This is a genomic window from Myxococcus sp. MISCRS1, from assembly GCF_026626605.1.
Taxonomy (GTDB): Bacteria; Myxococcota; Myxococcia; order Myxococcales; family Myxococcaceae; genus Myxococcus; species Myxococcus fulvus.
Genome location: NZ_JAPNKB010000001.1, coordinates 1,892,479 through 1,917,299 on the forward strand (window position 1 = coordinate 1,892,479; position 24,821 = coordinate 1,917,299).

Genomic DNA, 24,821 nt, shown 5'->3' on the forward strand with positions numbered 1-24,821 from the left:
CCCGCCTCACGTCCAGGCGTTCGGCGGCGGACCTTCGTCGGGTTTGTCCATCTTCACGATGCAGAAGCGATGGCCCGTGGGCGCCTCCATGACCCACCAGCGCTTCACCCAGCCGATGCGCCTCGCTCCCAAGGCCTCCAGGCGCGCGGCCTCGGCGTCCTGGTCATCCGCCTCGATGTCCAGGTGGACACGGGAGGGGTGGGTGACCCGCTGCAGCCCGACGCTCAGCCCCGCGGCAGTGCCCTCGAGGCCCACGTACTCGGAGGTCTCCCCGACTTCGTGCCCCCCCACCGGGAGCCCCAGCGCCTGGCTCCAGAAGGTGGCGGCGGAGAGCAGCTCCCCCGTCTCGCAATCGATGATGAGGCCCGAGAGACGACTGCGGTGCGCCATGACGCCCTCCGCTCGATGAGGTTCCCGCGCAATCTGACAACGCCCCAGGCACCGGTCTACCCCCGCCGGCTTTCGTCCGGGACGCCGCCGCCTTGATACTCCTTCAATGGTCCCGTGGATTCTCCCCAGCGCGTTGCTCGTCGTGGCTCTCGGCGTCCTGCCGCCCTTCTGGTTCGCGCGGAACAGGCCCGGCTACAGCCACGTGAGGAACACCATCAGCGAGCTGGGTGAGACGGGCGCCCCGGGGGCCGCCCGCGCGGGGTGGCTCGGCTTCGCGCCCGCGGGCCTGGCCGTCCTGGGTTTCTGCGCCCTGCTCCACGCGTACCTCACCGCCCAGGGCGAGGGGGGCACCGGGGCCGTGCTGCTGTCGCTGCTGGGCGTCAGCTACGTGGGCGCCGCCGTGTTCCCTTGTGACGCGGGCGCGCCGTTCTGGGGCACGTGGAAGAACCAGATGCACAACCTGGTAGCGGGCCTGGGCTACTTCGGCGCGGGCGGCGGCCTCATCGAAATGGAGCGCGTGTTCGAGGACGTGCCGGCGCTCACCTCGCTCTCCCCGGTGACGGGCGCGCTGGGCAAGCTCGTGCTGCTCGGCATGGTGGGCCTGTCCTTCGACTCCCCGGTGCGAGGGCTCCTCCAGCGCGCGGTGGAGGCGCTCGTGTTCGGATGGATGGTGGCCGTGGGAGTGTGGCTGATGCTCGCCCACTGAGCACGGCCATCGCCCCATGAGGAGGGGCAGGCGGGCGACGGGCGCGGCATCGCCCTCGCCACGCAAGTCCACTGCCGGATTCCACGCGGCCCCAAGGACTGGGTGCCCTGCCCAACCGCTCCGGTCGTCACCAGTTCCCATGGTGCTCGATGGCCGGAGCCACAGGGGGGGGCATGGGGGAAGTCAACGACGAGTCGGTGCAGGTGCCATCGGCGACGCGGTCTTCTCGCCTGCCGGGCTTCCACCAACGCAGCATGGAGGAGCGCTGGCGCGAGCTGGCGCTGCGCGGAGACCTCACGCCCGAGGAGCTGCGCGTGCTGTGCGCGCTGGACGCGCCGCACCTCGACGTCGTCAACCAGATGATCGAGAACGCCGTCGGCGTGTTCGCCCTGCCCCTGGGCCTGGGGCTGAACCTCACCGTCAACGGGCGCGACCACCTGGTGCCCATGGTCGTGGAGGAGCCGTCCGTCATCGCCGCGGTATCCCTCGCCTCGAAGCTGGTGCGCGACGCAGGCGGGTTCCTCGCCGAGGCGAACACCTCGATGATGATTGGCCAGGTGCAGCTGACCGGCTACGGCGACCCGGAGCTCGCTCGTGCCCGGCTGCTCGCGGGGAGGGAGCAGCTGCTCGCGCTCGCCAACAGCTTCCATCCCTCGCTCGTGAAGCGCGGCGGTGGCGCGTGTGACCTGCAGGTCCGCATCCTCCCCGCGCCCGAGGGCCCCCACGCGGAGCCGCTCCTCATCGTCCACCTGCTGGTGGACACCCAGGAGGCCATGGGCGCCAACCTCATCAACACCATGGCGGAGGGCATCGCGCCGCTCGTCGAGCAGCTCACGGGGGGACGGGTGTATCTGCGCATCCTCTCCAACCTCGCCGACCAGCGACTGGCGCGGGCCTCCTGCCGCCTCCCCGTGGCGTCGCTGTCGGGGCTGGGCATGTCCGGCGAGGACATCGCGGAGGGCATCCTCCAGGCGGGTCGCTTCGCCCGGGCCGACCCCTACCGCGCCGCGACGCACAACAAGGGCGTGATGAACGGCATCGACGCGGTGGCCATCGCCACGGGGCAGGACTGGCGCGCCATCGAAGCCGGCGCGCACGCCTATGCATGCCGGGAGGGCCACTACGGGCCCCTGACGAACTGGACGATGGAGGATGGGCACCTGGTGGGCCGCATCGAGCTGCCGCTGGCGCTGGGCCTGGTGGGGGGCCCCATCAAGGTGCACCCCGGCGCGCAGCTGGGGCTGAAGCTGCTGGGCGTGAGCACCGTGCGCGAGCTGGCCATGGTGTTCGCGGCGGTGGGCCTGGCACAGAACCTGGCGGCGGTGCGCGCGCTGGGCTCGGTGGGCATCCAGAAGGGCCACATGGCCATGCACGCCCGGTGCGTCGCGGTGACGGCGGGCGCTCGCGGCGCGGACGTGGAGAAGGTGGTCCGGCTGCTGATGGAGCGCGGCAACATCAAGGTGGAGACGGCGCGCGAAATCCTCGCCTCCCTCCAGGCCCTCTCGCCCCCATGAGCGCGGAGACGACGTCCCCCTCCCTGTTCGCCCGGCTCGCCCTGGGCGTGCATCGGCACCGGAGGGTGGTGCTGGTGGGCGCTGTCGTGTTCCTGCTCGTGGCCATCGGGGTGCTGAGCCGAGGCGGTCACCTCACCACCGGAACCATCGACGGCATCGAGGCCGCGCGCGCCGAGGCCCTGGCCCGGCCCGCCGCCGCGGGCTCCACGGACCAGACGCTGGCGGTCATCTTCCACCACGACACCTGGACGGCGAAGCAGCCGCGCTTCACCCAGGCGATGGCGGACGTGCTCGAGCGCGTGCGGCGGCTGCCGGAGGTGGAGTCGGTGGTGTCCCCGGTGGGCGCGCCCGAGGCGCTGGGCGCGCGCTTCGTGTCGACCACGGGGCACGACGTGCTGGCGCTGGTGCGCCTGAAGGGCGGGGAGCGCGAGGCCGTGGCCGCGTTCCCCACCGTGCGCGCGGCCCTGGATGACCCTCGGCTGGAGACGACGCTGACGGGCAAGGTGGCCTTCCTCGCCGCGCTCAACCAACTGCTGGAGCACGACCTGCTGCGCGCGGAGCTCATCTCGTTCCCGCTGGCGCTGCTGGTGCTCCTGTGGGTGTTCCGCACGGTGGTGGCCGCGATGCTGCCGCTGGTGGTGGGCGGGCTCGCGGTGCTCTGCGGCGTGGCGGGGGTGCTGCTGCTCTCGCGCGTCACGAACATGGCGCAGTACACGCTCAACGTGGTGTCGCTCATCGGGCTGGGCGTGGCCATCGACTACTCGCTCTTCATCGTGAGCCGCTTCCGGGGCGAGCTCGCCGAGGGGCTGTCGACGCAGGCCGCGCTGGTGCGCACGCTGGACACGGCCGGGCGCGCGGTGGCGTTCTCGGGCCTGGCCGTCACGGTGGGTCTGGCGGGGCTGCTCTTCTTCCACGGCTCGTACCTGAGCGCCATGGGCCTGGGCGGCGCGCTCGTCGTGGCCTTCGCGGTGCTCTTCGCGCTCACCGTGCTGCCCGCGCTCTTGTCCTGGCTGGGGCCCCGGGTGGACAAGGGGCGGCTGCCCTTCGGGCGCGGCACGGGGCGCGTCGGCGTGTGGCACGCGCTGGCCACCTGGGTGATGAAGCATCCGTGGCTGGTGCTGCTGCCCACGCTCGCGCTGCTGCTCGCCATGGGGTTGCCCTTCCGACGCCTGGAGCTGGCCGCGACGGACATCACCGCGCTGCCTCCTGGCACCGAGGCCCGGCAGGGCGCGCAGACGCTGGCGCGGCTGTTCCCACGCGAGGCCGCCACGCGCGTGCTGGTGGCGGTGGAGTTCCCTTCCGGGGATGCGCTCACGCCCGAGCGAAGCGCCGCCCTCTTCGACGCGAGCCGGCGCATGGCCGCGCTGCCCGGCGTGGTGGGCGTGGAGAGCGCGGTGGACCTGTCGCCCGGCCTGGACAAGGCCACCTATCAGCAGATGGCCGCCGCGCCCCCGGAGCTGCTGCCCGCCGAGGTGCGCGCCGCTCGCGAGGCGTACCGCGCGGGCAGCGTCGCCGTGCTCCAGGTGCTCACGTCCGCGCCGCCCAGCAGCCACCAGGCGCGGGAGCTGGTCCGGGCGCTGCGCCAGGAGCGCACGGTGGGGGACGGGACGCTCCTCGTGGGCGGACAGACGGCCACGGACGTGGACGCGACGGAGTTCCTCAAGGAGAACACGCCGGCCGCGGTGGGCTTCGTGATGGGGATGACGTGCATCGTGCTCTTCGTGCTGCTGCGCTCCGTGGTGCTGCCGCTCAAGGCGCTGCTGATGAACCTGCTGTCGCTGGCGGGCTCGTTCGGCGCGCTGGTGTGGATATTCCAGGAGGGGCACCTGCACCGGCTCCTGCGCTTCGAGCCCGGGCCCATCGAGCCGTCGCTGCCCATCCTGTTGTTCTGCGCCTTGTTCGGGCTGTCCATGGACTACGAGGTGCTGCTGCTCAGCCGCATCCGCGAGGAGTGGCTGCGCACGGGTGACAACACCCACGCGGTGGCCGAGGGCCTGGAGCGCACCGGTGGGCTCATCACCAGCGCGGCGGCCATCATGGTGGCCGTCTTCGCGGCGTTCGCGCTGGCCTCGGTGGTGGTGGTGAAGGCGATGGGGTTGGGCATGGCCATCGCCGTGGCGCTGGATGCCACGCTGGTCCGGGTGCTCATCGTCCCCGCGATGATGCGGCTGATGGGGGACTGGAACTGGTGGGCGCCCGGAGCGAGGGGACGGGGGGAGAGGCGATGAGCGCACGGGACATCGCGTGGGTGGCGGCGGGAGCGGCGGCGCTGGGCGTGCTGGCCCACGGACACCGGGGACTGATGGCGGGCGTGCGACGGCGCCGCGCGCCCCCCACCGCCCCCTTCGAGCCACCGTCGGTGACGCTCATCCGTCCCATCCGGGGACTGGATGTGGAGGCGCGCGAGAACGTCCGCGCGTTGCTCGCCCTGGACTACCCCGGCGAGTGGGAGGTGCTCCTCGTCTTCGACAGCGCCGAGGACCCCGCCTTCGCCATCACCCAGGACGAGCTGGGTCGTCATCCGACGCGCGCGAAGCGGGTGGAGCTGCTCGTGGCGGGAGAGCCGCCGCCGGGGATGACGGGGAAGCTCAACGCCATGCAGCTGGGCGTGTCACGCGCCCGGGGCACGCTCTTGGCCTTCAGCGACTCCGACACGCGGCCCGAGCCGGGCGTGCTCACGGCGCTGGTGGGCGCGCTGCTGGAGGACGCGCGCACGGGCGCCACGTTCGCGCCCGTGTACGCGGCGGCCAGGGCGCCCCTCGCGGGGGACGTGGGCTACGGGCTGCTGGTGAATGCCTGGTACGGCGCGTCCGTGGCGCGCGCGGCGGAGCCCGACGGCGCCCTGCCCTTCATCATGGGCCAGCTGATGGTGTTCCGTCGGGAGGCGCTCCAGGACATCGGCGGCGTGGGCTCGGCCGCCGGCCAGTTCGTGGATGACATGTACCTGGGGCGCAGGCTCCACGAGGCGGGGTGGAAGAACCGCGTCATCCACGCGCCCCTGCGCATCGTCACGGGGAACCTGGAGCTGAAGGCCTTCCTGCGCATCTTCCGGCGCTGGGTGCTCTTCTCGGAGGCGGGGCTCCCCTGGAGCTTCGCGCGCCCCAACTGGGTGCGCGGGGTGATGGGTTGGCTTTCGTGGGGGGGCCTGGCGGCGGCCGTCGGTCGTCGGGCCTGGGGACACGCGGCCGCGGCGGCGCTGCCCATCGGCTTCTCCGTGTGGAGCCAGCTGCGGCTGCAGCGGGCCTGCCATGGGCCGCGCGTCTCCCCCCGACACTACTGGGTGCCGGCGGTGCTGCCGCTGCTGGGCGCGGGCGTGGCGCTGTCCGCGAGGGTGTCACGCGACGTGGACTGGCGCGGCCGGAGCTACCGGCTGGACGCGCGAGCGGCCCTGGGTGGCGCGCTGCCCGCGCGGACGGGCCCCTAGGCGGAACGGCGGACGCGGCGATGCCACCAACTTCCCACCTGCTCCAGCGTACTCGCCACGGCGCCCCGCAGCGGTGGCCCGGCGGAGCGAAGCAGCGGCACGGCCGCGCGGGCACGGACGTCCCGCCGCCGCCCCGGCCGCAACGTCACCAGCGCGTGGCCGACGACGCAGAGGTATTCGCGCGCGAGCACCCGCATGCGCGACTCCTCGGACGAGAGCAGGGACATGGAGACGCGGGCACCTCGCGGGCTGTGCTCCCAGTAGCGCAGGAGCCCTCGCCGCAGGGCCCGCATGCCCGCGTCCTGCCCCGCGCAGGCGTCGTAGAGCGACGCGGCGAGCTGGACGCGGGTGCGCTGCGCGGGCCGCCGCTCGCAGGCATAGCGCTCCAGGGCCCGGGGGATGTCCTCGGGGTGGTGGCGCAGCGCCCGCTGGAGCGCTCGCGCGTCATCGAAGCACGAGGCCATGCCGCTCCCGGTGAGCGGGTGGCAGCAGGACGCGGCGTCGCCCACGAGCACGGCGCTCCCCTTCCACACCGTCCGCGACAACCGGTCGTCGTTGGAGGCCATGCGGGGTGTCGCGCTCGCGTCCAGCGCCCGTCGGACCTCCGCGCTCAGCGCGGATGGCAACGTGGCCAGCCATTCCGGGCGCTCCCGCAGGGTCTGGGCGGTGCTGCCCAGGGGGAGGTCCACCATCACCCGCGCCACGTCCGGCTGGATGGCATAGGCCAGCGCGTACAGCGGCCCTCCGACGAACTGATGTCCATGGTCGGGACGCGGCAGGCAGGCGCTGTCCACGGTGAGCCCCAGCATGGTGGAGATGCGCGTGAAGCGCTCGGAGATACCCAGCATCCGCCGCACGGGCGACGCGCGCCCGTCCGCGGCCACCAGCATCCGGGCGCCCACCGCGTGCTCGACGCCTTCGTGGAGGAAGCGCAGCCGGACACCGCGCGCGTCGTTGTGCTCCACCGACGTCACGCGGGAGCGGGCCTGGACGGTGACGCCCGGCCGCCGGGCCACGGCCCGCAGCAGCGGCTCGGTGAGCTCGGCGTGCTCGAGCGACATGCCCGTGGCGCCCCGCGCATAGGGCAGGACGACGGTGCGGGCGGGCGCGGCGAAGAAGACGGCGAAGCCTCGCACGGGGCGCGACGTCCAGCCTTCGACGACGTCACCGAAGCCCAGCTCCCGCAGCGCGCTCACGGCGGTGGGGTGCAAGAGTTCCCCCGACAGTTGTCGGTGCCGGTCCACGCCCGCGTCCACCAGCAGGACGGACCGCCCCAGTTCGGCGAGCGCCGCCGCCGCCGCGCACCCCGCGGGGCCGCCGCCCACCACCACCACATCGAAGTCCCAAGGGCCTCCCATGACGCAACAACTGCGCATGGCCCCGGCCCGATGCAGAGGAGCAACCATGGTCGCCCATGAAGAGTCGTTCTGCCGAGCGGTGCTGCCCCGGGTCTCCCGGACGTTCGCGCTGAACATCCCCTTGCTACCTCCTCCCCTGGACCTCGTCGTCACGGTGGCCTACCTGCTCACCCGCATCGCGGACACGGTGGAGGATGAAATCCAACGGCCCCGGCAGGAGGAGCTGTTCGCCGCGCTGGCGGACCTGGTGCGACTGGAGCCGGGCTGGGAGGCTCGCGCCCAGGCCTTCGCCCGCCTGGCGGGAGACGAGTTCCTGCCCGACGCGCCCGCAGCGGAGGTGGAGCTCATCGAGGGGACCGTCTGCGTGCTGAAGACCCTGGCCTCGCTCCCTCCCTGGGCCCAGGCCCCCCTGCGCCGCTGCGTGCGCATCATGACCCACGGGATGAGCCAGGTTCAGCGCAGGCACGGCGGCGGCGAGTCGGGGCTGGGGTTGCCCGACCTCCAGACGACGCTCGCCTACTGCTACTACGTGGCGGGCGTGGTGGGCGAGATGCTGACGGAGCTCTTCATCGCGCACGCCCCCACCCTCGACGAGCGCACGCGGGCACAGCTGCGCTCCAGGGCCATCATGTTCGGCGAGGCGCTGCAGCTCACCAACATCCTGAAGGACGTGCGCGAGGACCTGGACCAGGGGCGCTGCTGGCTGCCGCTGGACCGGATGGCGCTGCACGGCCTGGAGCCCGCGACGCTGGCCCGCCCCGAGCTGCGCGCCCAGGCGATGGCGCTGCACTCGGAGCTGGTGGTGATAGCGCGCAGGGCGTTGGACGAGGCGCTCGAGTACACGCTGGCGCTCCCGCAGAGCGAGCCGGGCCTCCGGCTGTTCTGCCTCTATCCCCTGTTCTTCGCGGTGACGACGCTCAACCTCGTGGACGGCAACCCCGCGGTGTTCGACACCACGCCCTTGAAGCTCAGCCGGGAGGTGGTGCTGCGGCTCATGCTGCTCACGCAGGAGCGGGTGGCCTCGGACTCGGCGCTGCGGGCGCTCTTCGCGGAGTGCTCGCGCGTGCCCTCGGAGGTGGAGGCGGTGAGATGACGCGACAGGCGCGCGAGGTGCTGATGCGGACCCAGGAGGCGGATGGCTCCTGGAAGGGTGACTACAGCGGCCCGCTGTTCCTGAGCCCGTTGTACATCATCGGCCTTTACGCGATGGAGCGGGCGCCCGACGCGCCGCTGCGAGACGGGTTGCTCTGCTACTTCCGAGCCCACCAGAACGAGGACGGTGGCTGGGGGCTCTCGCCGGAGTCACCGAGCCTGGTCTTCACGACGGTGCTCACCTACGTGGCGCAGCGACTGCTCGGCGTCGAAGCCGACGACCCGGACCTCGTGCGCGCGCGGGCCTGGCTCCTGCCTCGCGGCGGGCCGCTGGGCAGCGGCTCCTGGGGCAAGGCCATCCTCGCGCTGCTGGGCCTCTACGAATACGAGGGACTCACCCCCACCCCACCGGAGCTGTGGCTGCTGCCCAAGGCGCTGCCGTTCCATCCCTCCAGGATGTGGTGCCACTGCCGCATGGTGTACCTGCCCATGGGCTGGCTCTATGGACGCAAGGCGCGCGTGCGGCAGACGCCCCTGCTGGCCGAGCTCAAGCGCGAGCTGTATCCCGAACCCTATGAGCACGTGGACTGGAAGGCGGCGCGCAAGCGGGTGGCCGACACCGACGCGTACACGCCACGCAGTGTCTGGCTGCGCGCCGCGAGCCGCGTGCTGGGGCTCTATGAGCGGCTGCACTCCAAGCGCCTGCGGGCCCGCGCGTTGGAGGAGTCGCTGGAGCAGATTCGCGGCGAGGACCTGGCCACGCACTTCATCTGCATCGGCCCCATCAACAAGGTGCTCGACGCCGTGGTCTGGCACCTGGCCCGACCTGGCGGCCCGGAGGTCCACGCCCACCTCGAGCGCCTGCCGGACTATCTCCAGCGCACACCGGAGGGCGTCACGTTCAACGGCTACAACTCCTCCCAGCTCTGGGACACCGCGTTCGCCATCCAGGCGCTGGTGGCCTCGGGCGCGGACCCCGCGCTGGACACGCTCGCGCGCGCGAGCCACTTCGTGGAGTCGCAGCAACTGCTGGAGGACTCACCCCGGCCCGAGCGCTTCTACCGCCACCCGAGCCGTGGCGCCTGGCCCTTCAGCACGCGCGAGCACGGCTGGCCCATCAGCGACTGCACCGCGGAGGCCGTCAAGGCGTGTCTCTTGCTGGAGCCACTGGGGCTCAACCGCGTGCCGCGCGAGCGACTGGCCCAGGCCGTGGAGTTCATCCGCTCCTTGCAGAACCGCGACGGTGGCTGGGCCACCTATGAGCCGACACGGGCGCCGCGATGGCTCGAGCGCATCAACGCCTCGGACGTGTTCGCCAACACGATGGTGGACCTCAGTCACGTCGAGTGCACCTCCGCCTGTGTCCAGGCCCTCGTCGCCTGGAGGAAGGTCCAGCCCGAGGCCCCCGTGGAGGAGGCCATCACCCGGGGGCTGGAGTTCCTGCGGCGCACGCAGCGCGAGGACGGGAGCTGGGAGGGCGCGTGGGGCGTGTGCTTCAGCTATGGCACGTGGTTCGGCGTGACGGGGCTCGTGGCCGCGGGGGCCTCCCGAGAGGATCCAGCGCTGCGCCGGGCGGTGCGCTTCCTGGAGGAGCACCAGCGCGAGGACGGCTCCTGGAGTGAGACCCTCCAGGGCTGCCGGGAGCGGCGCTGGGTGGACGGCCCCACCGGACACGCGGTGACGACGTCGTGGGCCCTGCTGGCGCTCTTCGCCTGCGGCGAGGCCGATTCGAGGGCCACGCGCCGGGGCGTGGCGTGGCTGCGCGCGCGCCAGGGCGCCGATGGCCGCTGGCCCCCAGAGCCGCTGGCGGGCGTCTTCAACCGCACCGGCGGCATCCACTACGACACCTATCTGCGCACCTTCCCGCTGTGGGCCCTGTCGCTCGCGGAGCGCGCGCAGCGCCGCGCCTTCCCGCCCATCCAGGTGCTCACGCTGCCGCCCCTGGAGTCGGGGAGCCTGTCGCCCTAGCTCACAGCGGCTGGGCCTCGATGCCGGCGTCGTTCATCGAGTGGACGACGAAGAGCGTCAGGCCCGGGTTGAGGAACAGGTTGCGGAACTCCTCGGACGACAGGGAGTGCACCGCCCAGCGCACGGCCGACTCGGCGTACCCGAGCGCCCGCGGCGAGGGGACGAACCGGAGCGCGTCGGTCGCCGACTCGCGGGTCTGGAACACGGGGATGCCGCCCTTGGGCCCGGTCATCCACAACCCGGCGCGCTCCCCGGCGTCGTTCTGCGCCTCGAGGACATGGTACGCCTGCCCTTCGGGAGGAAGGACGGACTCCACCCGCTTGAGCCGGTCCACGATGGTCTCGGTGGCTTGCTTCTTCGGCGCGTCTCCAGACATGGCGTCTCTTCCTCACTGAGGTCATCGAGGCAGGGCTGTCGACCTCTGCGCCCAGGACCCTACACCACCTGGATGACAGCCGAGCGACGCGGGCGGGTGAGGGAGTTCGCCCCCCTCGCGCGTCATCTCCACACCCCCACCCTCCGGGGGCATGGAGACCTCTCGATGAGACACCCCTTGTTCCTCTTCCCCGTGCTCCTGGCCGTCGGCGCGGCCAGCGCCAACGGCCCGGATGGGCATTTGAGTCAGACAGCCCCCACGGGCAACACCGGCGGAGCCCTGGCCGTGACGGCGACGGGCCAGGCCGTGACCTCCATTCCCCTCCAGGTCCCTCCTGGTATCGGGGACCTGTCCCCCTCCCTCAGCGTCAACTACAGCAGCCACACCGAGAACGGAGAGCTCGGCGTGGGGTTCTCGCTCGCCGCCACCTCGAGCATCAAGCGCTGTGGCCGCATCATGAGCGACGACGCCACGCTCCACCCCATCACCTTCCGGAACGAGTCGAACGAGAGCCCGCCCCAGTTCCCGGCGGACTGGCTGTGCCTGGATGGCATGCGGCTCATCGGCCTGAAGAACAGCCTGAAGGTGGGCCGCGTCTACCGCAAATACAACGACGACGGCAGCCGCGTCCTCGCGAAGGCCTCATCCGACGGCCTGCCCGGCTTCGAGGTGCAGCTGCCGGACGGCTCCAGCCACTTCTACGGCACGGACGACCCGAGCCGCGTCTACAGCTTCGACATGGACCTCTCGGGGGCGCCCATCAAGCTGCCGTACGAATGGAAGCTGACCCGGGTCCGGGACCCGCACGGCAACGTGATGACGTACCACTATGCCTTCACCGACAACTTCACCGACCCGCTGGGCACGCACTCGCGCCTGGACCACCGGTTGACTGAGATCCGGTACGTCAACAACACCCGCCGCGTCACCTTCCAGTACGAGCGCCTGCCGGAGCACGAGGTCTTCAACGGCTTCTTCTCGATGACCCGCTACCGTCACTCCTTCCGGCTCAAGGGCATCTCGACGTTCGCCCCCTCCGCCATCGCGACCGAGGGCCAGCGCCTGGTGAGACAGTATGTCTTCACCTACGCCAACAACCTGTCGACGACGAAGCGCTCGCTGCTCCAGAGCCTCCAGGAGTGCGTCCAGGAGAGCGGCGCCGCGGTGTGCAAGCGCGCCACCGAGTTCACCTGGCAGGCCGGCGGCTACTCCGGGAACATCCTCCTCGACGACAAGGCGGGCGACTTCGCCTTCGACCAGAAGCTCTTCCCCGTGCACGGCATCCCCGAGGAGGACCACGAGGCCGTCTTCCAGCTGCTCGAGCTCGACGGCAACCAGGACGGGACCACGGACATGCTGGTCGCCCCCTGGTGGGAGGGCGAGAACCAGGCCCAGAACTGGAGCTTCTGGGCCATCCGTCCGTCGCCCCAGGAGTCGAGCATCATCGACACCGGCATCCCCGTGAGGGCGCCCCAGCCGATTCCGCAGACCCCGGTCGAGGTCTGCGGCCGCGAGAAGAAGTGCCACACCTACCTGCTGCCCGGGGACGCGCTCTCCAGCGCGACCTTCGAGCTGGACGGCGACGACCGCACGGACGTCCTGGTGCCCATGGGTGAGTACGCGGACCTCCCCATGATGTGGGGCTTCGCCCAGGGACTCCAGGTCCTGAGGCAGACCCCGGGACTGCCCCAGGGCTTCGCCACCGCGGGCGCGTTCATCCCCTACCCCCGCACCGCCTTGCTGGTCGCCCCGGGCGACTTCAACGGCGACGGGCTCTCGGACCTGATGGTGTGCGTCGAGGACGACGACCGAGGCCGCTACTTCGACCCGCAGAACGGCTCCGGAACGCTGCCTCCGGGGCTGGAGGGCTCGACCCTGTATCAGGGCCACTGGGTCTATCTGGAGAACAGGAGCTACCTCAATCCCTACACCTTCACGCCGGTGACGCTGACGACCCACCCCTGCTCCGCCCTGGACAAGATCCACGTCATGGATTTCGACGGCGACGGCACGGACAACCTGCTGACCATCCGCGGCTATGACGGCAGCGGCGGCCACCTGGCCTCCCCCCCGGGCCACTGGCCTCCCCTGTGGGAGAACGGCTCCTGGTTCAGCCCGGCGCAGCTGCGAGGCAGGACCTACCAGGCCCTCATCTTCCACACGCACCTGGGCGGGCACACCACGGAGGCGGACTTCTACACCCGCAACACGGGCCTGCCGTTCGACTACTACCAGCGCCTGCACGCGGGCAACGGCGGCAACCGGGCCTGCCTGGACCAGTACGGCGCGCTGTGCCGGGGCAATGGCTTCGGCGCCGACAAGGTCGGTGACGTCAACGGCGACGGGTTCCCGGACGTGGTGCGCTTCGAGTCCGAGGCCACGCTGGAGTCCAACGGGCTGAGCCCCTTCGTGAAGCCGGAGGGCGGCGCGCTGCTCCCCGACGTGGGCGCGGCGTGGGCGGGGCGCATCGAGGTGTGGCTCAACATCGGTGGCTTCTTCGTGCGCAGCCATGACTGGCTGCAGACCCTGGGCGCCACGTCGTTCCATGGCCAGTTCCTGTCCGCGCACCTCGTCGACTGGGACCGCGACGGCAGCGACGAGCTCTTGATTCGCAACGGCGTCCCGACGGACAGCAACGCCCAGCCCATGATCATCGAGTACCCGCGCCAGGGCGGAGGCACGCTCGAGTGGAGCATGACGACGCTGCCGCCCTTGCCCTGGACGTTGGACGAGCGCGGCCTGTCGCTCGGTGACTACAACGCCGACGGCCTGCTCGACGTGCTGGTGCGCACCCGCACCCCCGACAACGACGGCGACCCGCTCAACGACCCCTGGCTGCTCGACTTCCACGTCCGCCAGGGCGACGTGCCCGACCTGATGCAGCGCCTCACCAACGGCAACGGCGCGAGCTGGACGGCGCTCTACAAGCCCATGTCCGACCCGCACATCTACCGCGAGGCCTTCGTCGCGTTCCCCGGACTGGAGGATGCCGTGGACAGCCGACGGGTCTTCGACACCCGTCCCCTGGTCGCAAGCCTGCTCTCACCCACGGGCATCTCTCCGACGGTCGGCTCGCGCAAGACCGACTACTTCTACAAGAACGCGCAGCAGTTGCTCCAGGGGCGCCAGTTCCTGGGCTTCGAGCACCGCAACGTCAAGGACGACGGCGCCACGGGCCCGGACGCGCCGCCCAAGGACTTCACGGACCTGCGCCTCGAGACGTACTCGACGCGCAGCGCGAACATCAACCACAACGGCCGCGTCGCCCCCCATGCCGGCAAGCTGCTCCAATCCCTCTCCCTGCGCAAACAGATCGACACCCAGGATGGCGCGCTCGCGGTCCTCACCGAGAACCGCTACACGTTCGTCCCCCGGGCGGACTTCCATGGGGACCCGGACTGGCAGGTCCCTCCCAATTGGTACGGCCCCTGTGGCTACCGGTACGACGCGAGCCTGTGCGCGTCCTACTTCTTCTCCTCCCTGACGCGCTCCACGGAGGTGCGGGCCTTCGAGCAGTTCGACTCCTGGCTCTGGACGTATGGGGGGCTGGAGTGGACGGCGCTGACGCCCGCGCAGTTCGCGGACATGGCCCACGCGGATGCCCAGCAAGGCATCCTCCCGCTGAAGCACACCCGGAGGGGGTACTCCGCGGTCCCCGACGTCCTGGACCCGAACACCCTCCACGACCATGACGAGCTGGGATTCCCGACGCGCTTCTACTCGGAGGACGTGAGCTCCGGGGCGCGCTACGAGACCGACTTGAAGTACGACCACCGGCTGGGCGTCTGGCAGCTGGGCCTCGTGCTCGAGGAGAAGGTCACCCATCGGCTCCCCGGCGCCACGCCGGAGGCCAGGACGCGCACGGTCCAGACCACCTACACCGCCACGGGCGAGCCCGACGTCGTCACGGTGGAGCCCACCCAGGCCGAGTACCGCTACACCACGCGCCATGGGTACGACACGTTCGGCAACGAGACGGCCCTCCAGGTGTCGGACGCCGAGGGCAATGACCGCAACCTCACCCTCCAATATGGCCCGGACGGCGTCTTCCCCATCTCCTTCACGAACGGACTGGGGCACACCTCCACGCGCCGCTGGGAGCCGGGCATGGGGCTGGTCCTCTCCTCCACCTCGCCCGATGGCGTGAAGTCCATCAGCGACTTCGACGGCTTCGGGCGTCCGACGTTCAGCCAGGTCTGGAGCCAGAACACGGCGATGACGCCGGGCACGTCCATCACCTATGAGCCCCTGCCCTTCATGCCCCCCAGGGTCATCGTCGAGGCCCCCGGCCTGGGCATCTCGGAGACCACCTTCGACACGCTGGGCCGTCCGGTCCAGTCCGTCAGCAAGGGCTTCAAGGGCGGATACGAGGTCTTCAACCATGCCCAGTACGACGACCGCGGCCGCCTGGTGCGTGTCTCCCAGCCGGTGAAGACGGGCGAGTCCGTCTTGTGGACCCACCTGCGCTACGACGTCCGCAACCGCCTCATCGAGCGCTCCACGCCCGGCGACATCGAGGGCGTCATCACGACGCGCTGGATTCACGAGGGCCTGAAGACGACGCAGATCGACCCCGACGGCAACCAGACGTGGCTCTTGTCCGACACGCGCGGCAACGTCGTGCGCTCGGCGGATGGCCACAAGGCGGACGCCCCGGGCACGGCGACGCAGATGTGCTACCGCTACGGCCACTTCGAGGGCCTGAACCGGCTGGAGCCCTGCACACCGACAGCCCTGCGCGCCCCGACGCAGTTCGTGCTGGACCTCTACAACCGGCGGCTGGCGATGAACGAGAAGCAGACGGGGTTGCAGACCTTCGACTACGACCCGCTCGGACAGCTGCGCGGCTCGGTCGACGCGCAGGGCCAGACGCTGCAGTACGAGTACGACGCGCTGGGTCGCCCCATCGCCATCGTGGACTCGGGGGGCGGGAGCACGACGTGGGCCTACGACGTGAGCCGCCCGGGCTTCCTGCACCAGTCCGTCTCCCGCGACGGACACGCGAAGACCCACGTGTACGACGCGTTCGGCAGGCCGAGCGCCACGGATTGGACCCTCAACGGCGAGGTCTTCCGGATGCAGACGTTCTACGACGCGTTCGGCAGGCCCCAGAGCCTGAGATACCCGACGGGCCTCACCGTGGGAATGCAGTACGACGACTTCGGCAACCTGCTGCGCCTCACGGGCTTCGACAACGCCAGCGTGGGCTTCCCCCTGTGGGAGCAGCTCCGGGCGGACCCCTACGGTGGCGTCCATGAGGCGCTCTTCGGCAACGGCATCGTCACCACGCGCACGTTCGATGCGAACACGGGGAGGCTCGAGTCGATCCGCTCCGTCCTCCAGCCCCAGGGCGCGGCCACCACGGTGCAGGACCTGCGGCTGGAGTGGACGAAGGCCATGGACCTGCGCAAGCGGCTGGACGCCCTCAACAACCAGAGCGAGTCCTTCCGCTACGACGCGAAGCACCAGCTGCTCGGCACCCAGGCCAAGAAGGGCGCCGTCACCCAGGACGCGACCTTCGTCTATGACGCCTTCGGCAACCTGCTGGACCGCCCGGACGTCGGCACCTACACCTATCAGGACGAGCGCCTGCAGACCGCCGGGACCACCGCGTTCTGGTACAACGACAACGGCGCGCTGATTGCCCGTTCGGTCAATGGCATCAACACGGCCCTGACGCATGACCCCCACGGCCGCGTCACGTCCATCCTCAGCCTGCCCACCTACGAGCTGAAGTTCGGCTACGACGCGGAGGGCGAGCGGGTGCGCCGCTTCGACGCCCAGAGCGGGCTGGAGACGCTGACCCTCGGCGGGTGGTACCGGCGCGAGCGGAACGTGAACACGCCGCTGACGCCGGCGCGGCACACGCACCTGGTCAAGGTCGGCGCCGAGACCATCGCGGAGCTGTCGCGCACCTACAACGGCCAGGGCGGCATCGTCACGTCGACCCAACACTTCCTGCTGCCGGACGAGCTGGGGTCGACGGCGGTCGTGACGGACCACACGGGCGCGGTGGTGGAGCGGCGCAGCTACACCGCCTGGGGCCAGCCCAGGGACCCGCTCGACTGGACGCAGTCCACGCTGTTCAGCACCGCCTCCCTGGTCACCCGGGGCTTCACGGGCCATGAGGGCCGCGACGACGGCGGCTTCACGTTCATGCGAGGGCGGATGTACGACGCGTCGGTGGGGCGCTTCATCAGCCCCGACCCCATCGTCCAGGCGCCCTTCATGCTCGCGGACCTCAACCGCTACAGCTACGCCTGGAACAACCCGGTGAGCGTGACCGACCCCACGGGCCTGTGCGAGAAGGGCGGCGGTGACTGGAGCGGACCGGGCGTCTCCGGAGGCGCTGGGATTGCCGTCCCTTTCTCCATCCCCTGGGGGTGTGGCGCGGGCACCGGGAACAGCGACCCCCTCATCCCCGAGCACGGCGGCGACGACGGGCCCGGCTCGGGCGGCGGGGGTGGAAGCAACGGCGCTTCCTCGCTCACGCCGGGCAATCCCGAGCACGAGTACGCCGGGTCGAGCCCGAGCGTCGATTCGGTTCCCGTGCCCTCCGGCGAGGCGGCGGCGGGGCCGGTGCAGGTCCAGCGCGACACGTCGTCGTCCAAGCGCCAGCGGAAGGCCTCCGCGGCGCTGGCACGGGCGGCGGAGCCGACCCGGAGCGTGTATGACCAATCCGTCGCGCTGGCACAGCTGGAACAATCCCTGCGGAGGCTCACGCTCGACGTCGAGCAGTTCGACGAGCGCGCGCTCCAGCTCGAGAGCGCGGTCCATCAGCTCAATGCCAGGGCGGAGAAGGCGAAGGAGGAGCGCGCCATCCGGCAGAAGGAGCAGGCCCGGGAGCGCCGACGGTTCAATCGCAAACTCGCGCACGGAGCGCGCTGGCTGAGCCTGGGCCTGGGCATCGCCAGCGGGGGCGCCGGAGGGGGGCTCCTGGCGCTCGGCTTCGGGCTCGCCGGCGTGGAGGTCAGCGTCTTGACGCAGATCATCACCGAGGACTCGAGTCCCCTCAGCACCGCGTCGAACGTCGCTGGCGCGGCAGGAACGGCGGCTGACGCGGTCGGCGATGCCATGGGTCCCCTCTCCCGATTCGGAGGGATGCTCAAGAACTTCGCCGCCCGCATGAGCATCTACGGCTACGTCCAGTTCGTGGCCGACGAGACCATGGAGCTGATCACCCCCGAGGAGTGAGCCGGACTGGCCACCCGCACCGTCGGCGACCGCTCAGATGTTGATGCGGGAGCTGACGGTGCGGATGTCCAGGCCCAGCGCGGCGAAGTCGGCGGCGTGCGCGCGCAGCAACTCCACGAAGCGCGGATGCACGTCCGCCTCCTCGTTCGACAGCAGGTAGCCGTAGCTCGTCTTGGACAGCATCCACGAAATCCACAGCATCTCCGTGGCCTCCTCGGGAGGCGGCGCCACGTCGTGGTCCGCCTCCGTCGACAGCGCGCCGTCCTTGCCCCAGCGCAGGCCCAGGCACGCGTAGAGCACCTCGCCCGCGTCGTCCCACTGGAGGTTGTTGGCCCACGCGTGGCGGAAGGTCGCGAAGAAGATGACGTAGCGGCACAGCTGCTGGAGCGCCTCCAGCTCCCCGGGCTGGGGCGTGTCCGTGAGCGTCACCGGGCTGACGGCCTTCGCCACGGGCTCCGTGACCTTCGCGTCCAGGTCCATGCGCTCGGAGCGCACGAACCACGGCGCGCTCTTGCCCGGCACCGTCGCGCGCAGGTAGCGGCACACGAAGGCGGGGGCCGAGTGCGCCACCAGGTCGTCGGAGAAGCGCCGCACCTCGAGCCACTCGGCCGCGAGCGCCTGGGCGTGCTCCGCGAAGAAGGCGCTCACATGCTCGCCCAGCAAGCGCCAGAACAGGTTCGCCGCGCGGGCGTAGCGGTGCGACTCGCAGATGGGCGGCGCGGGCGCGAAGCCCCTCCAGTCGTAGCTGCCCATCAGGTGCAGGAGCCGCGTCTCCACGCTCCGCTCGGTGAGCGCGCTGGCGCGGGTGATGTAGCCCCGGGGCCCCACGAGGAAGCCGTTGGCGGAGTGGTTGATGAGCACCACCTCCCGCAGGTGCGGCATCAGGAGCCAGCGCAGCGGGCTGCGCCGCAGGTTGCGATGCGCGGCGATGGCGTACTGCTCCACGTTGAAGTGGCACTGGCCCAGGTGGTTGCCCAGCTCCGTCTCCAGCGTCGCGCTCACCCGCGCCATCCGCTTGGCGGCCTCCCAGCCCGGACCATCCGCGGGCGTGTAGCTCCGCCGCGTCACGGGCGCGCCCGCCTGCTTCACGCCCGGCTCACGCATGCCCAGGATGATGCGCGTGGGCAGAAGCCGCCCCTCCTCCAATCGCAGACGCACGTCCACGTCCGGGAGGCAGTGCTCGCCATCCTGCTCGTAGGCGTTCCATGGGAAGTACAGCCGGAAGGCCGCCTTGTCCCCCGGCGCCTCCGGGTCTCCATCCATGAGCGTGGAGAACATGCCGTTGAGCAATCGCTCACCGAAGAACGCATCCGTGCGCGTGGAGCCCGGTGACTCGCGCTCCATCCGCACCGTCATCGCCTCCGGATAGTCCGCCTGGATTTTGTCCAGCCCCGGCGCCTGTCCCAGCTTCCCCTGGAGCAGGTGGCGTCGCTTGACGAGCTCGATGGGGGCCACGGCCTTGAGCATCGCCAGGGCGCGGCCCGGCGCGTACGCCGTGGGCGGCGTGCCCTCCTCCGTGACGAGCAGCCGCGCCAGCGGCGTGGAGGTGTCGTATTCCCAGTACGGCAGCTTCAGCGTGCCGAAGTCGTGGTGGAGCCCGCCGTGGTCATCCGGCCCCTTCTCAGAGCCGATGCGCCGCCACGTCTCCACCACCTGTCCATCCGGACGGAAGCTGTGCTGGGGCTCGAAGAAACGCACTTCCAGGTCCGGCAGGTCCCCTTCGCCCGCGTCGGCCGGGTCATAACGCACACGGAAATACCCATCCGGGTCCGTGAAGCCCTCGCCCAGGAAGTCATCCGGCGAGCCGAAGTCCCGATCCCACAGCTCCACCTTGATGTGGTGCAGGGCCTTGGGACCGCCGGGCCCCTCCTGCTCGAACACCAGACGCCCCACCGCCACCGCCGGGAGCGCGGCCTCATCCCGCGCGGGACGGCTCGCGCGCACGCGCGGCCCCAGCTCCCGGCTGATGGCCAGACGCTCCTCGAGCGCCAGCCCCGCGTACCACCGGGACAGCTCCTGGGCATCGAGCACTTCGTTGCGTGGGCTCTCGCGTCCCTTGAATCCGAGAGAACCCATCCATCGGCGCAGCACCGCGAACATCATCCCCATCCCCATGTCACGGGCCCACGAGGCCACGTGTCTGTCATCAGCCCGACCTCTCCGGCGTCGCTCGCACGCCCACTCGCCACACGCCCAGGCCCATCCGTGCGCTGCGCGACGCCGGTTTCGTTCTGCAGGGAGGGTACCACTGCTTGAGCTCCTGCTTTACGCGTCCTACGGTCCTACCCGTTCCATAGGGGAGTTCATGACTGTCGAGTACAAGCTCAGGATTCGGACGAGCACGAAGCTCGGCGCGGGAACCGATGCGAACATCTCCGTCGTCCTGGTGGGCACGCGAGGTGAGAGTGGCCCGCACGTGCTGGACAAGCCCTTCCACAACGACTTCGAGGCGGGCGCGGAGGATGTCTATTCCGTGCAGGCCCCGGACGACGTGGGGGAGCTCGTGCTGCTGCGCTTCGGCAACACCGGAGGCATCGCGGCGGACTGGCTCTTGGACCACGCGTGGGTGACGGCCGGGGAGCGGCAGTGGAGCTTCCCCTTCTTCCGTTGGGTGCGGGGTGGGGCCACGGTGGACGTGCTGGAGGGCACCGCGAAGCTCGCGCGGCATGCGGGCTGCGAGCGGGAGACCGCGGCGAGGCGCGAGCTGCTGGAGGCGCGCAGGCGCATGTACCCGTGGCGTCCGGCGGAGGCGACCGAGGGGCTTCCGGGCGCGCTGGACCTCAGCGAGTCACGGCCCCTGCCCAAGGACGAGCTGTACCGGGGGCTGACGGAGGGCAGCTACGAGGTGGTCATCGCCAGGACGCTGGCCGCCATCAAGCTGCACCTGCCCCTGCTGTCCAAGGCCTGGAACGGGCTGGTGGACATCTTCGACTTCTTCAAGGGCCTGGAGGTGCCCCGGCTCGCCCCGCGCTGGCAGGACGACCTGGAGTTCGCGCGTCAGGCCGTGCAGGGCATCAACCCGCTCCACATCACCCTCATCCCCCAGCTGCCCCCGGGCATGCCGCTGACGGACGAGGACGTGAAGGGCATCCTGTCCCCCGACACCACGCTGGCCCGGGCGCTGGATTCCAAGCGCATCTTCCTGCTCGACTTCGACATCCTCGAGGACATCCCGATGTACCGGAAGGTCGACGAGGACGGCGTGGAGGAGCGCCGGTGGGCGCCCGCGGCGCGGTGCCTCTTGTACCTGGATGACCTGCGGCAGCTCAGGCCCCTGGCCATCCAGCTGGGGCGCGACGGCGGGAAGGACCCCGTCTTCACGCCGAACGACGACACGTACGACTGGCTCGCGGCGAAGATCTACCTGCGCTGCAGCGAGGGCAACACGCACCAGATGGTGGCGCACGCCTTGCGCACGCACTTCGTGGCGGAGCCCTTCGTGATGGCGACGATGCGCAACCTCCCGGACCCGCATCCGGTCTACAAGCTCCTGCGCCGGCACTTCCGCTACACGCTCGCCATCAACGAGGGCGCACGAAAGGGGCTGCTCGCCGCGGGCGGGGTGTTCGACGACTTCATCGCCACGGGCGGCCCCGACAAGGGACACCTGCAGCTGGGCAAGAAGGGCTACCAGCGCTGGAAGCTCACGGACAACCGGCCCCGTCAGGACCTCGAGCGCCGGGGTGTGCTGGACCCGGCGGTGCTCCCGTACTACCCCTACCGCGACGACGCGCTGCCCTTGTGGGATGCTCTGGAGGAATACGTCGGTGGGGTCCTCCGGTACTTCTACCCGACCGACGCCGACCTCGAGGGCGACACCGAGATGCAGCACTGGTGGAAGGACCTCACCGAGCACGGGCTGCCGGTGGACAAGCTGCCGTGCCGGGAGCTGTCGCGCGTCGACGACCTGGTCGACATCCTCACCACCGTCGTCTTCACCGTCAGCGTGCAGCACGCGGCGGTGAACTACCTGCAATACGAACACTACGCCTTCGTACCCAACGCGCCCCTGTGCATGCGCAGGGAGCCTCCCCGACAGAAGGGGACGCTGCGCGCCGAGGACATCCCCGAGATGATTCCCTCCAAGTCCCAGACTCTCTGGCAGGTCGCCATCGGCCGGGCGCTGTCCAGCTTCGGCGACGACGAGGAGTACCTGCTCCACGAGGGAGGCTGGCGGGAGGAGTACTTCCAGGAGCCCGAGGTGAAGGCCCTGCGCGAGCGGTTCGAGCAGCGCCTGCGCACCCAGCGCGACGTGGTGGCGGCGCGCAACGCGGGCGCCCAGGTGCCCTACACCGTGCTGAGTCCCGACCGGATTCCCTGCGGCATCACCGTCTGAGCCCTGGAGACGCGCGTGCCCAACCTGCTCTCCCGAGGTCTCTTCAACCTGTTCTTCGGCGGCCGCCGCGCGCCCCTGGCGAGCCTGCCCGGGCCGACGCCGGGCCTCCTGGGCAACCTGGGTGACTTCCTGGGCACCCAGCCCTGGGAGGTCTGCGCCCGCTACGCGCGCGAGTACGGCCCCGTCACCGTGGCGTGGCTGGGGCCGTCCCCCGCGCTCATCCTCAACGACGCGGACGTCATCCACGAGGTGATGGAGACGCGGCGGCTGGAGTTCGAGAAGGGCAACATCGGCGAGCAGATCCGCCACTCCACCACGGACGACACGCCCTTCATCGCCGAGCAGGGTGACGACTGGTCGCGCAAGCACGCCATGGACCCGCTGGCGCAGCCCTGGACGCCCGCGTGGCAGGCGGCCCAGGTGGAGCCGCTGCGCCGGGCGCTGCTCGAATCGGTGGAGGCCTGCTTCGCGCACCCGTCCGTCGACCTGACGCCCACGCTGCGCAAGATGACATTCGACGCGTTCTGCGTGGCGACGGTGGGCGAGAAGCTGCCGGCGTCGTACTACGACGACTTCATGCTGCTGGCGGCGGGCGCGGACGCGCGCATCCAGGCGAAGCTGCCGCTGCGGTTCGTCTCGGCGCCCAAGGGCTTCGAGGCCGCCAAGGAGCGCTTCTACGGCGTGTTCGCCCGGAAGATCCACGAGGCCAGGCAGGCGCGCTCCTCCACCGCCGTGGATTTGATGTCGTGGACCCTGCGGGAGATGCCCCGACTCGACGACCAGGTGCACGCCCACCTGCTCGGCGGGTTCTTCTTCGGGGGTGTGTTCTCCTCGAGCACGACGCTCGTGGGTGCCTTCCATCAACTCAACAAGTACCCCGCCACCCTGGAACGGCTGGCGCTGGAGTCCGACGCGCTGGCCCAAGGCCCCTTGAGCCTGTCGCGGCTGGTGGCCGAGGCCCCGTGGGGCGAGGCCGTGGCGTACGAGGCCCTGCGCATCCTGCCCGCGGTGCGCGTCTTCATGCGCCGCTCGCCGCTGACGCCCTCGCGGCTGGCGGGCGTCACGCTGCCGCCGGGCACCACGCTCATGGTGTCCAACCAGCACCTGCACCGCGACCCGAGCCACTGGGCGAGCCCGGAGACGTTCGACCCGGAGCGCTGGCTCCACGGGGGCGCGGCGAGAGACCCGCTCGGCAGCGGGCACTTCTTCCCCTTCGGCCGGGGCCCCCGGGCCTGCGTGGCCGGGGACTTCGCCATGGTGTACCTGCGCACGGCGCTGGCCACCTTGAGCGCCCGCGCGCGCATCCACGTCGATTCGACGGAGCCCTTCGAGGAGGGTTTCTTCTTCGGCGTGGTGCGTCCCCAGGGCGTCACGGGCAGAATCATCCCGCGAGAGCGGTCCACCCTTCACCCCGCTTCCCTGGAAGCCCCCCTCCCCCCGGCAGTGGAATCCGCATGACCTTGTTCCGACATCCCCGAGACCGCATCCCCGTCCTGTTGTTCACCCTGGTGTTCGCCCTGGACCTGACGGTCTTCTTCACGGCGACGAGCTGGTGGTTGCCCATCCTCTGGCTCGGCCTCGGAGTCATCCCCAAGGGGTGGATCAGCGCCTGGAACCACCACCACCAGCACGTGACGATGTTCCGTCACGCGCTGCCCAACCGGCTGTTGGAGATCATGTTCGGTTTCCAGACGGGCGTGACGTCCCACGCGTGGTTCCTGCACCACGTGGTGGGCCACCACCGCAACTACCTGGACCAGACCAAGGACGAGGCCGGGTGGAAGCGCGCCGACGGCACCACCATGGGTGAGGTGGAGTTCTCCGTCCTCAACTGGCTCATGGCGTATCCGCGCGCGTACCGCGTGGGACTGTCCCATCCGAAGGCGCTGCGCGTGTTCCTGGGCATGGGCGCGCTGCAGGTGGCGCTGCTGGGCGTGCTGTTCTGGCACAACTGGTACAACGCCCTCTTCGTGTTCCTGCTGCCGATGGCGGTGTCGCTCTACGTCACCGTCTGGGCCACCTACTTCCACCACGTGGGGCTGGACGTCACGGAGCACTCGCAGGCCTCGTACAACATCCTCCACAAGGGCTACAACCTGATGACCGGCAACCTGGGCTACCACACCGCGCACCACACCAAGCACGGGTTGCACTGGTCCCAGCTGCCCGAGCTCCACGCGCAGCTGGCCAAGGACATCCCGGCCACGCTCTACCGTCAGCCGGGCATCCCGTTCGTGTGGAGCGGCGCCGAGGCGAAGATCGACCCGGCGGAGTCGGAGCTGGGCGCCATCGCGCAGTGACGACGTGCCGGGCCTCGGGTGTGGACCCGAGGCTCCCCCGCCGTGCCCGCTCCCTGCACAGGGGGGCGGGCATCCCGCGCAACCGCCAGCATCGCGACGGCTTGCGGCTGCCGAGCCTGGGGCTTCTGCCTTCTCCGCCGCGCGCCTTGACCGCCCCACCCCA

Annotated in this window: 14 protein-coding genes; 10 read left to right on the forward strand and 4 right to left on the reverse strand. The window is 70.7% G+C overall.

What is annotated here, in order from left to right; genetic code table 11:
- Window positions 1–6: 6 nt before the first annotated feature.
- Window positions 7–390, reverse strand: coding sequence for a VOC family protein (locus tag OWM54_RS07220; protein WP_267696994.1), 384 nt, complete (start codon window positions 388–390; stop codon window positions 7–9).
- Window positions 391–496: 106 nt separating this feature from the next.
- On the opposite strand from OWM54_RS07220, the gene OWM54_RS07225 reads away from it, so the two are divergent.
- The 4 genes from OWM54_RS07225 to OWM54_RS07240 all read left to right on the forward strand — a co-directional run bounded on the left by OWM54_RS07225 (window position 497) and on the right by OWM54_RS07240 (window position 6,034).
- Entirely contained in the window at window positions 497–1,096 is a 600-nt protein-coding gene (locus OWM54_RS07225; RefSeq protein WP_223785049.1) for a DUF998 domain-containing protein, read from the forward strand.
- Between the two features lie 173 nt (window positions 1,097–1,269).
- The gene (locus OWM54_RS07230; protein WP_267696995.1) at window positions 1,270–2,610 is read left to right on the forward strand and encodes a hydroxymethylglutaryl-CoA reductase, degradative; all 1,341 of its coding nucleotides are present in this window, start codon (window positions 1,270–1,272) and stop codon (window positions 2,608–2,610) included.
- Window positions 2,607–4,838, forward strand: a complete 2,232-nt coding sequence (locus OWM54_RS07235; protein WP_267696996.1) for an MMPL family transporter — start codon at window positions 2,607–2,609, stop codon at window positions 4,836–4,838. The genes OWM54_RS07230 and OWM54_RS07235 overlap by 4 nt, the downstream gene beginning before the upstream one ends.
- Window positions 4,835–6,034, forward strand: a complete 1,200-nt coding sequence (locus OWM54_RS07240; RefSeq protein WP_267696997.1) for a glycosyltransferase — start codon at window positions 4,835–4,837, stop codon at window positions 6,032–6,034. Before OWM54_RS07235 ends, OWM54_RS07240 begins: the two co-directional genes overlap by 4 nt.
- On the opposite strand, the gene OWM54_RS07245 is transcribed toward OWM54_RS07240, so the two are convergent.
- Window positions 6,031–7,392 carry an FAD-dependent oxidoreductase gene (locus tag OWM54_RS07245; protein WP_223785047.1) on the reverse strand — a complete coding sequence of 454 codons (1,362 nt, stop codon included), beginning with the start codon at window positions 7,390–7,392 and terminating at the stop codon, window positions 6,031–6,033. The two genes, OWM54_RS07240 and OWM54_RS07245, sit on opposite strands and share 4 nt — an antisense overlap.
- 46 nt (window positions 7,393–7,438) lie before the next feature.
- Between OWM54_RS07245 and OWM54_RS07250 the strand changes: the two genes are divergently transcribed.
- Window positions 7,439–8,485, forward strand: coding sequence for a phytoene/squalene synthase family protein (locus OWM54_RS07250; RefSeq protein WP_267696998.1), 1,047 nt, complete (start codon window positions 7,439–7,441; stop codon window positions 8,483–8,485).
- Window positions 8,482–10,452 carry a 2,3-oxidosqualene cyclase gene (locus OWM54_RS07255; RefSeq protein WP_267696999.1) on the forward strand — a complete coding sequence of 657 codons (1,971 nt, stop codon included), beginning with the start codon at window positions 8,482–8,484 and terminating at the stop codon, window positions 10,450–10,452. The genes OWM54_RS07250 and OWM54_RS07255 overlap by 4 nt, the downstream gene beginning before the upstream one ends.
- 1 nt (window position 10,453) lies before the next feature.
- Here the strand turns inward: OWM54_RS07255 and OWM54_RS07260 are convergent, their stop codons facing one another.
- Window positions 10,454–10,828, reverse strand: coding sequence for a hypothetical protein (locus OWM54_RS07260; RefSeq protein WP_267697000.1), 375 nt, complete (start codon window positions 10,826–10,828; stop codon window positions 10,454–10,456).
- A gap of 165 nt (window positions 10,829–10,993) precedes the next feature.
- Between OWM54_RS07260 and OWM54_RS07265 the strand changes: the two genes are divergently transcribed.
- Window positions 10,994–18,022 carry an RHS repeat-associated core domain-containing protein gene (locus OWM54_RS07265; protein ID WP_267697001.1) on the forward strand — a complete coding sequence of 2,343 codons (7,029 nt, stop codon included), beginning with the start codon at window positions 10,994–10,996 and terminating at the stop codon, window positions 18,020–18,022.
- Between the two features lie 33 nt (window positions 18,023–18,055).
- On the opposite strand, the gene OWM54_RS07270 is transcribed toward OWM54_RS07265, so the two are convergent.
- A complete protein-coding gene (locus OWM54_RS07270) occupies window positions 18,056–20,098 on the reverse strand; it encodes a lipoxygenase family protein (protein WP_267697002.1) in 2,043 nt (680 codons plus the stop codon).
- Window positions 20,099–20,327: 229 nt separating this feature from the next.
- Between OWM54_RS07270 and OWM54_RS07275 the strand changes: the two genes are divergently transcribed.
- The 3 genes from OWM54_RS07275 to OWM54_RS07285 are packed head-to-tail and all read left to right on the forward strand — an operon-like array spanning window position 20,328 to window position 24,658.
- On the forward strand, window positions 20,328–22,358 hold the full coding sequence (locus OWM54_RS07275) for a lipoxygenase family protein (RefSeq protein ID WP_267697003.1): 2,031 nt from the start codon (window positions 20,328–20,330) through the stop codon (window positions 22,356–22,358).
- Between the two features lie 15 nt (window positions 22,359–22,373).
- Window positions 22,374–23,816, forward strand: a complete 1,443-nt coding sequence (locus tag OWM54_RS07280; protein WP_223751519.1) for a cytochrome P450 — start codon at window positions 22,374–22,376, stop codon at window positions 23,814–23,816.
- Window positions 23,813–24,658: a fatty acid desaturase family protein gene (locus OWM54_RS07285; RefSeq protein WP_267697004.1), complete on the forward strand. Its 846-nt coding sequence runs from the start codon at window positions 23,813–23,815 to the stop codon at window positions 24,656–24,658. The genes OWM54_RS07280 and OWM54_RS07285 overlap by 4 nt, the downstream gene beginning before the upstream one ends.
- Window positions 24,659–24,821 lie beyond the last annotated feature (163 nt).

Excerpts from the sequence above, each read along its gene's own strand:
- OWM54_RS07220 (WP_267696994.1), bottom strand. The coding sequence starts at position 390 with ATGGCGCACCGCAGTCGTCTCTCGGGCCTCATCATCGATTGCGAGACG.
- OWM54_RS07225 (WP_223785049.1), top strand. The coding sequence starts at position 497 with ATGGTCCCGTGGATTCTCCCCAGCGCGTTGCTCGTCGTGGCTCTCGGC.
- OWM54_RS07230 (WP_267696995.1), top strand. The coding sequence starts at position 1,270 with ATGGGGGAAGTCAACGACGAGTCGGTGCAGGTGCCATCGGCGACGCGG.
- OWM54_RS07235 (WP_267696996.1), top strand. The coding sequence starts at position 2,607 with ATGAGCGCGGAGACGACGTCCCCCTCCCTGTTCGCCCGGCTCGCCCTG.
- OWM54_RS07240 (WP_267696997.1), top strand. The coding sequence starts at position 4,835 with ATGAGCGCACGGGACATCGCGTGGGTGGCGGCGGGAGCGGCGGCGCTG.
- OWM54_RS07245 (WP_223785047.1), bottom strand. The coding sequence starts at position 7,392 with ATGGGAGGCCCTTGGGACTTCGATGTGGTGGTGGTGGGCGGCGGCCCC.
- OWM54_RS07250 (WP_267696998.1), top strand. The coding sequence starts at position 7,439 with ATGGTCGCCCATGAAGAGTCGTTCTGCCGAGCGGTGCTGCCCCGGGTC.
- OWM54_RS07255 (WP_267696999.1), top strand. The coding sequence starts at position 8,482 with ATGACGCGACAGGCGCGCGAGGTGCTGATGCGGACCCAGGAGGCGGAT.
- OWM54_RS07260 (WP_267697000.1), bottom strand. The coding sequence starts at position 10,828 with ATGTCTGGAGACGCGCCGAAGAAGCAAGCCACCGAGACCATCGTGGAC.
- OWM54_RS07265 (WP_267697001.1), top strand. The coding sequence starts at position 10,994 with ATGAGACACCCCTTGTTCCTCTTCCCCGTGCTCCTGGCCGTCGGCGCG.
- OWM54_RS07270 (WP_267697002.1), bottom strand. The coding sequence starts at position 20,098 with ATGGGTTCTCTCGGATTCAAGGGACGCGAGAGCCCACGCAACGAAGTG.
- OWM54_RS07275 (WP_267697003.1), top strand. The coding sequence starts at position 20,328 with ATGACTGTCGAGTACAAGCTCAGGATTCGGACGAGCACGAAGCTCGGC.
- OWM54_RS07285 (WP_267697004.1), top strand. The coding sequence starts at position 23,813 with ATGACCTTGTTCCGACATCCCCGAGACCGCATCCCCGTCCTGTTGTTC.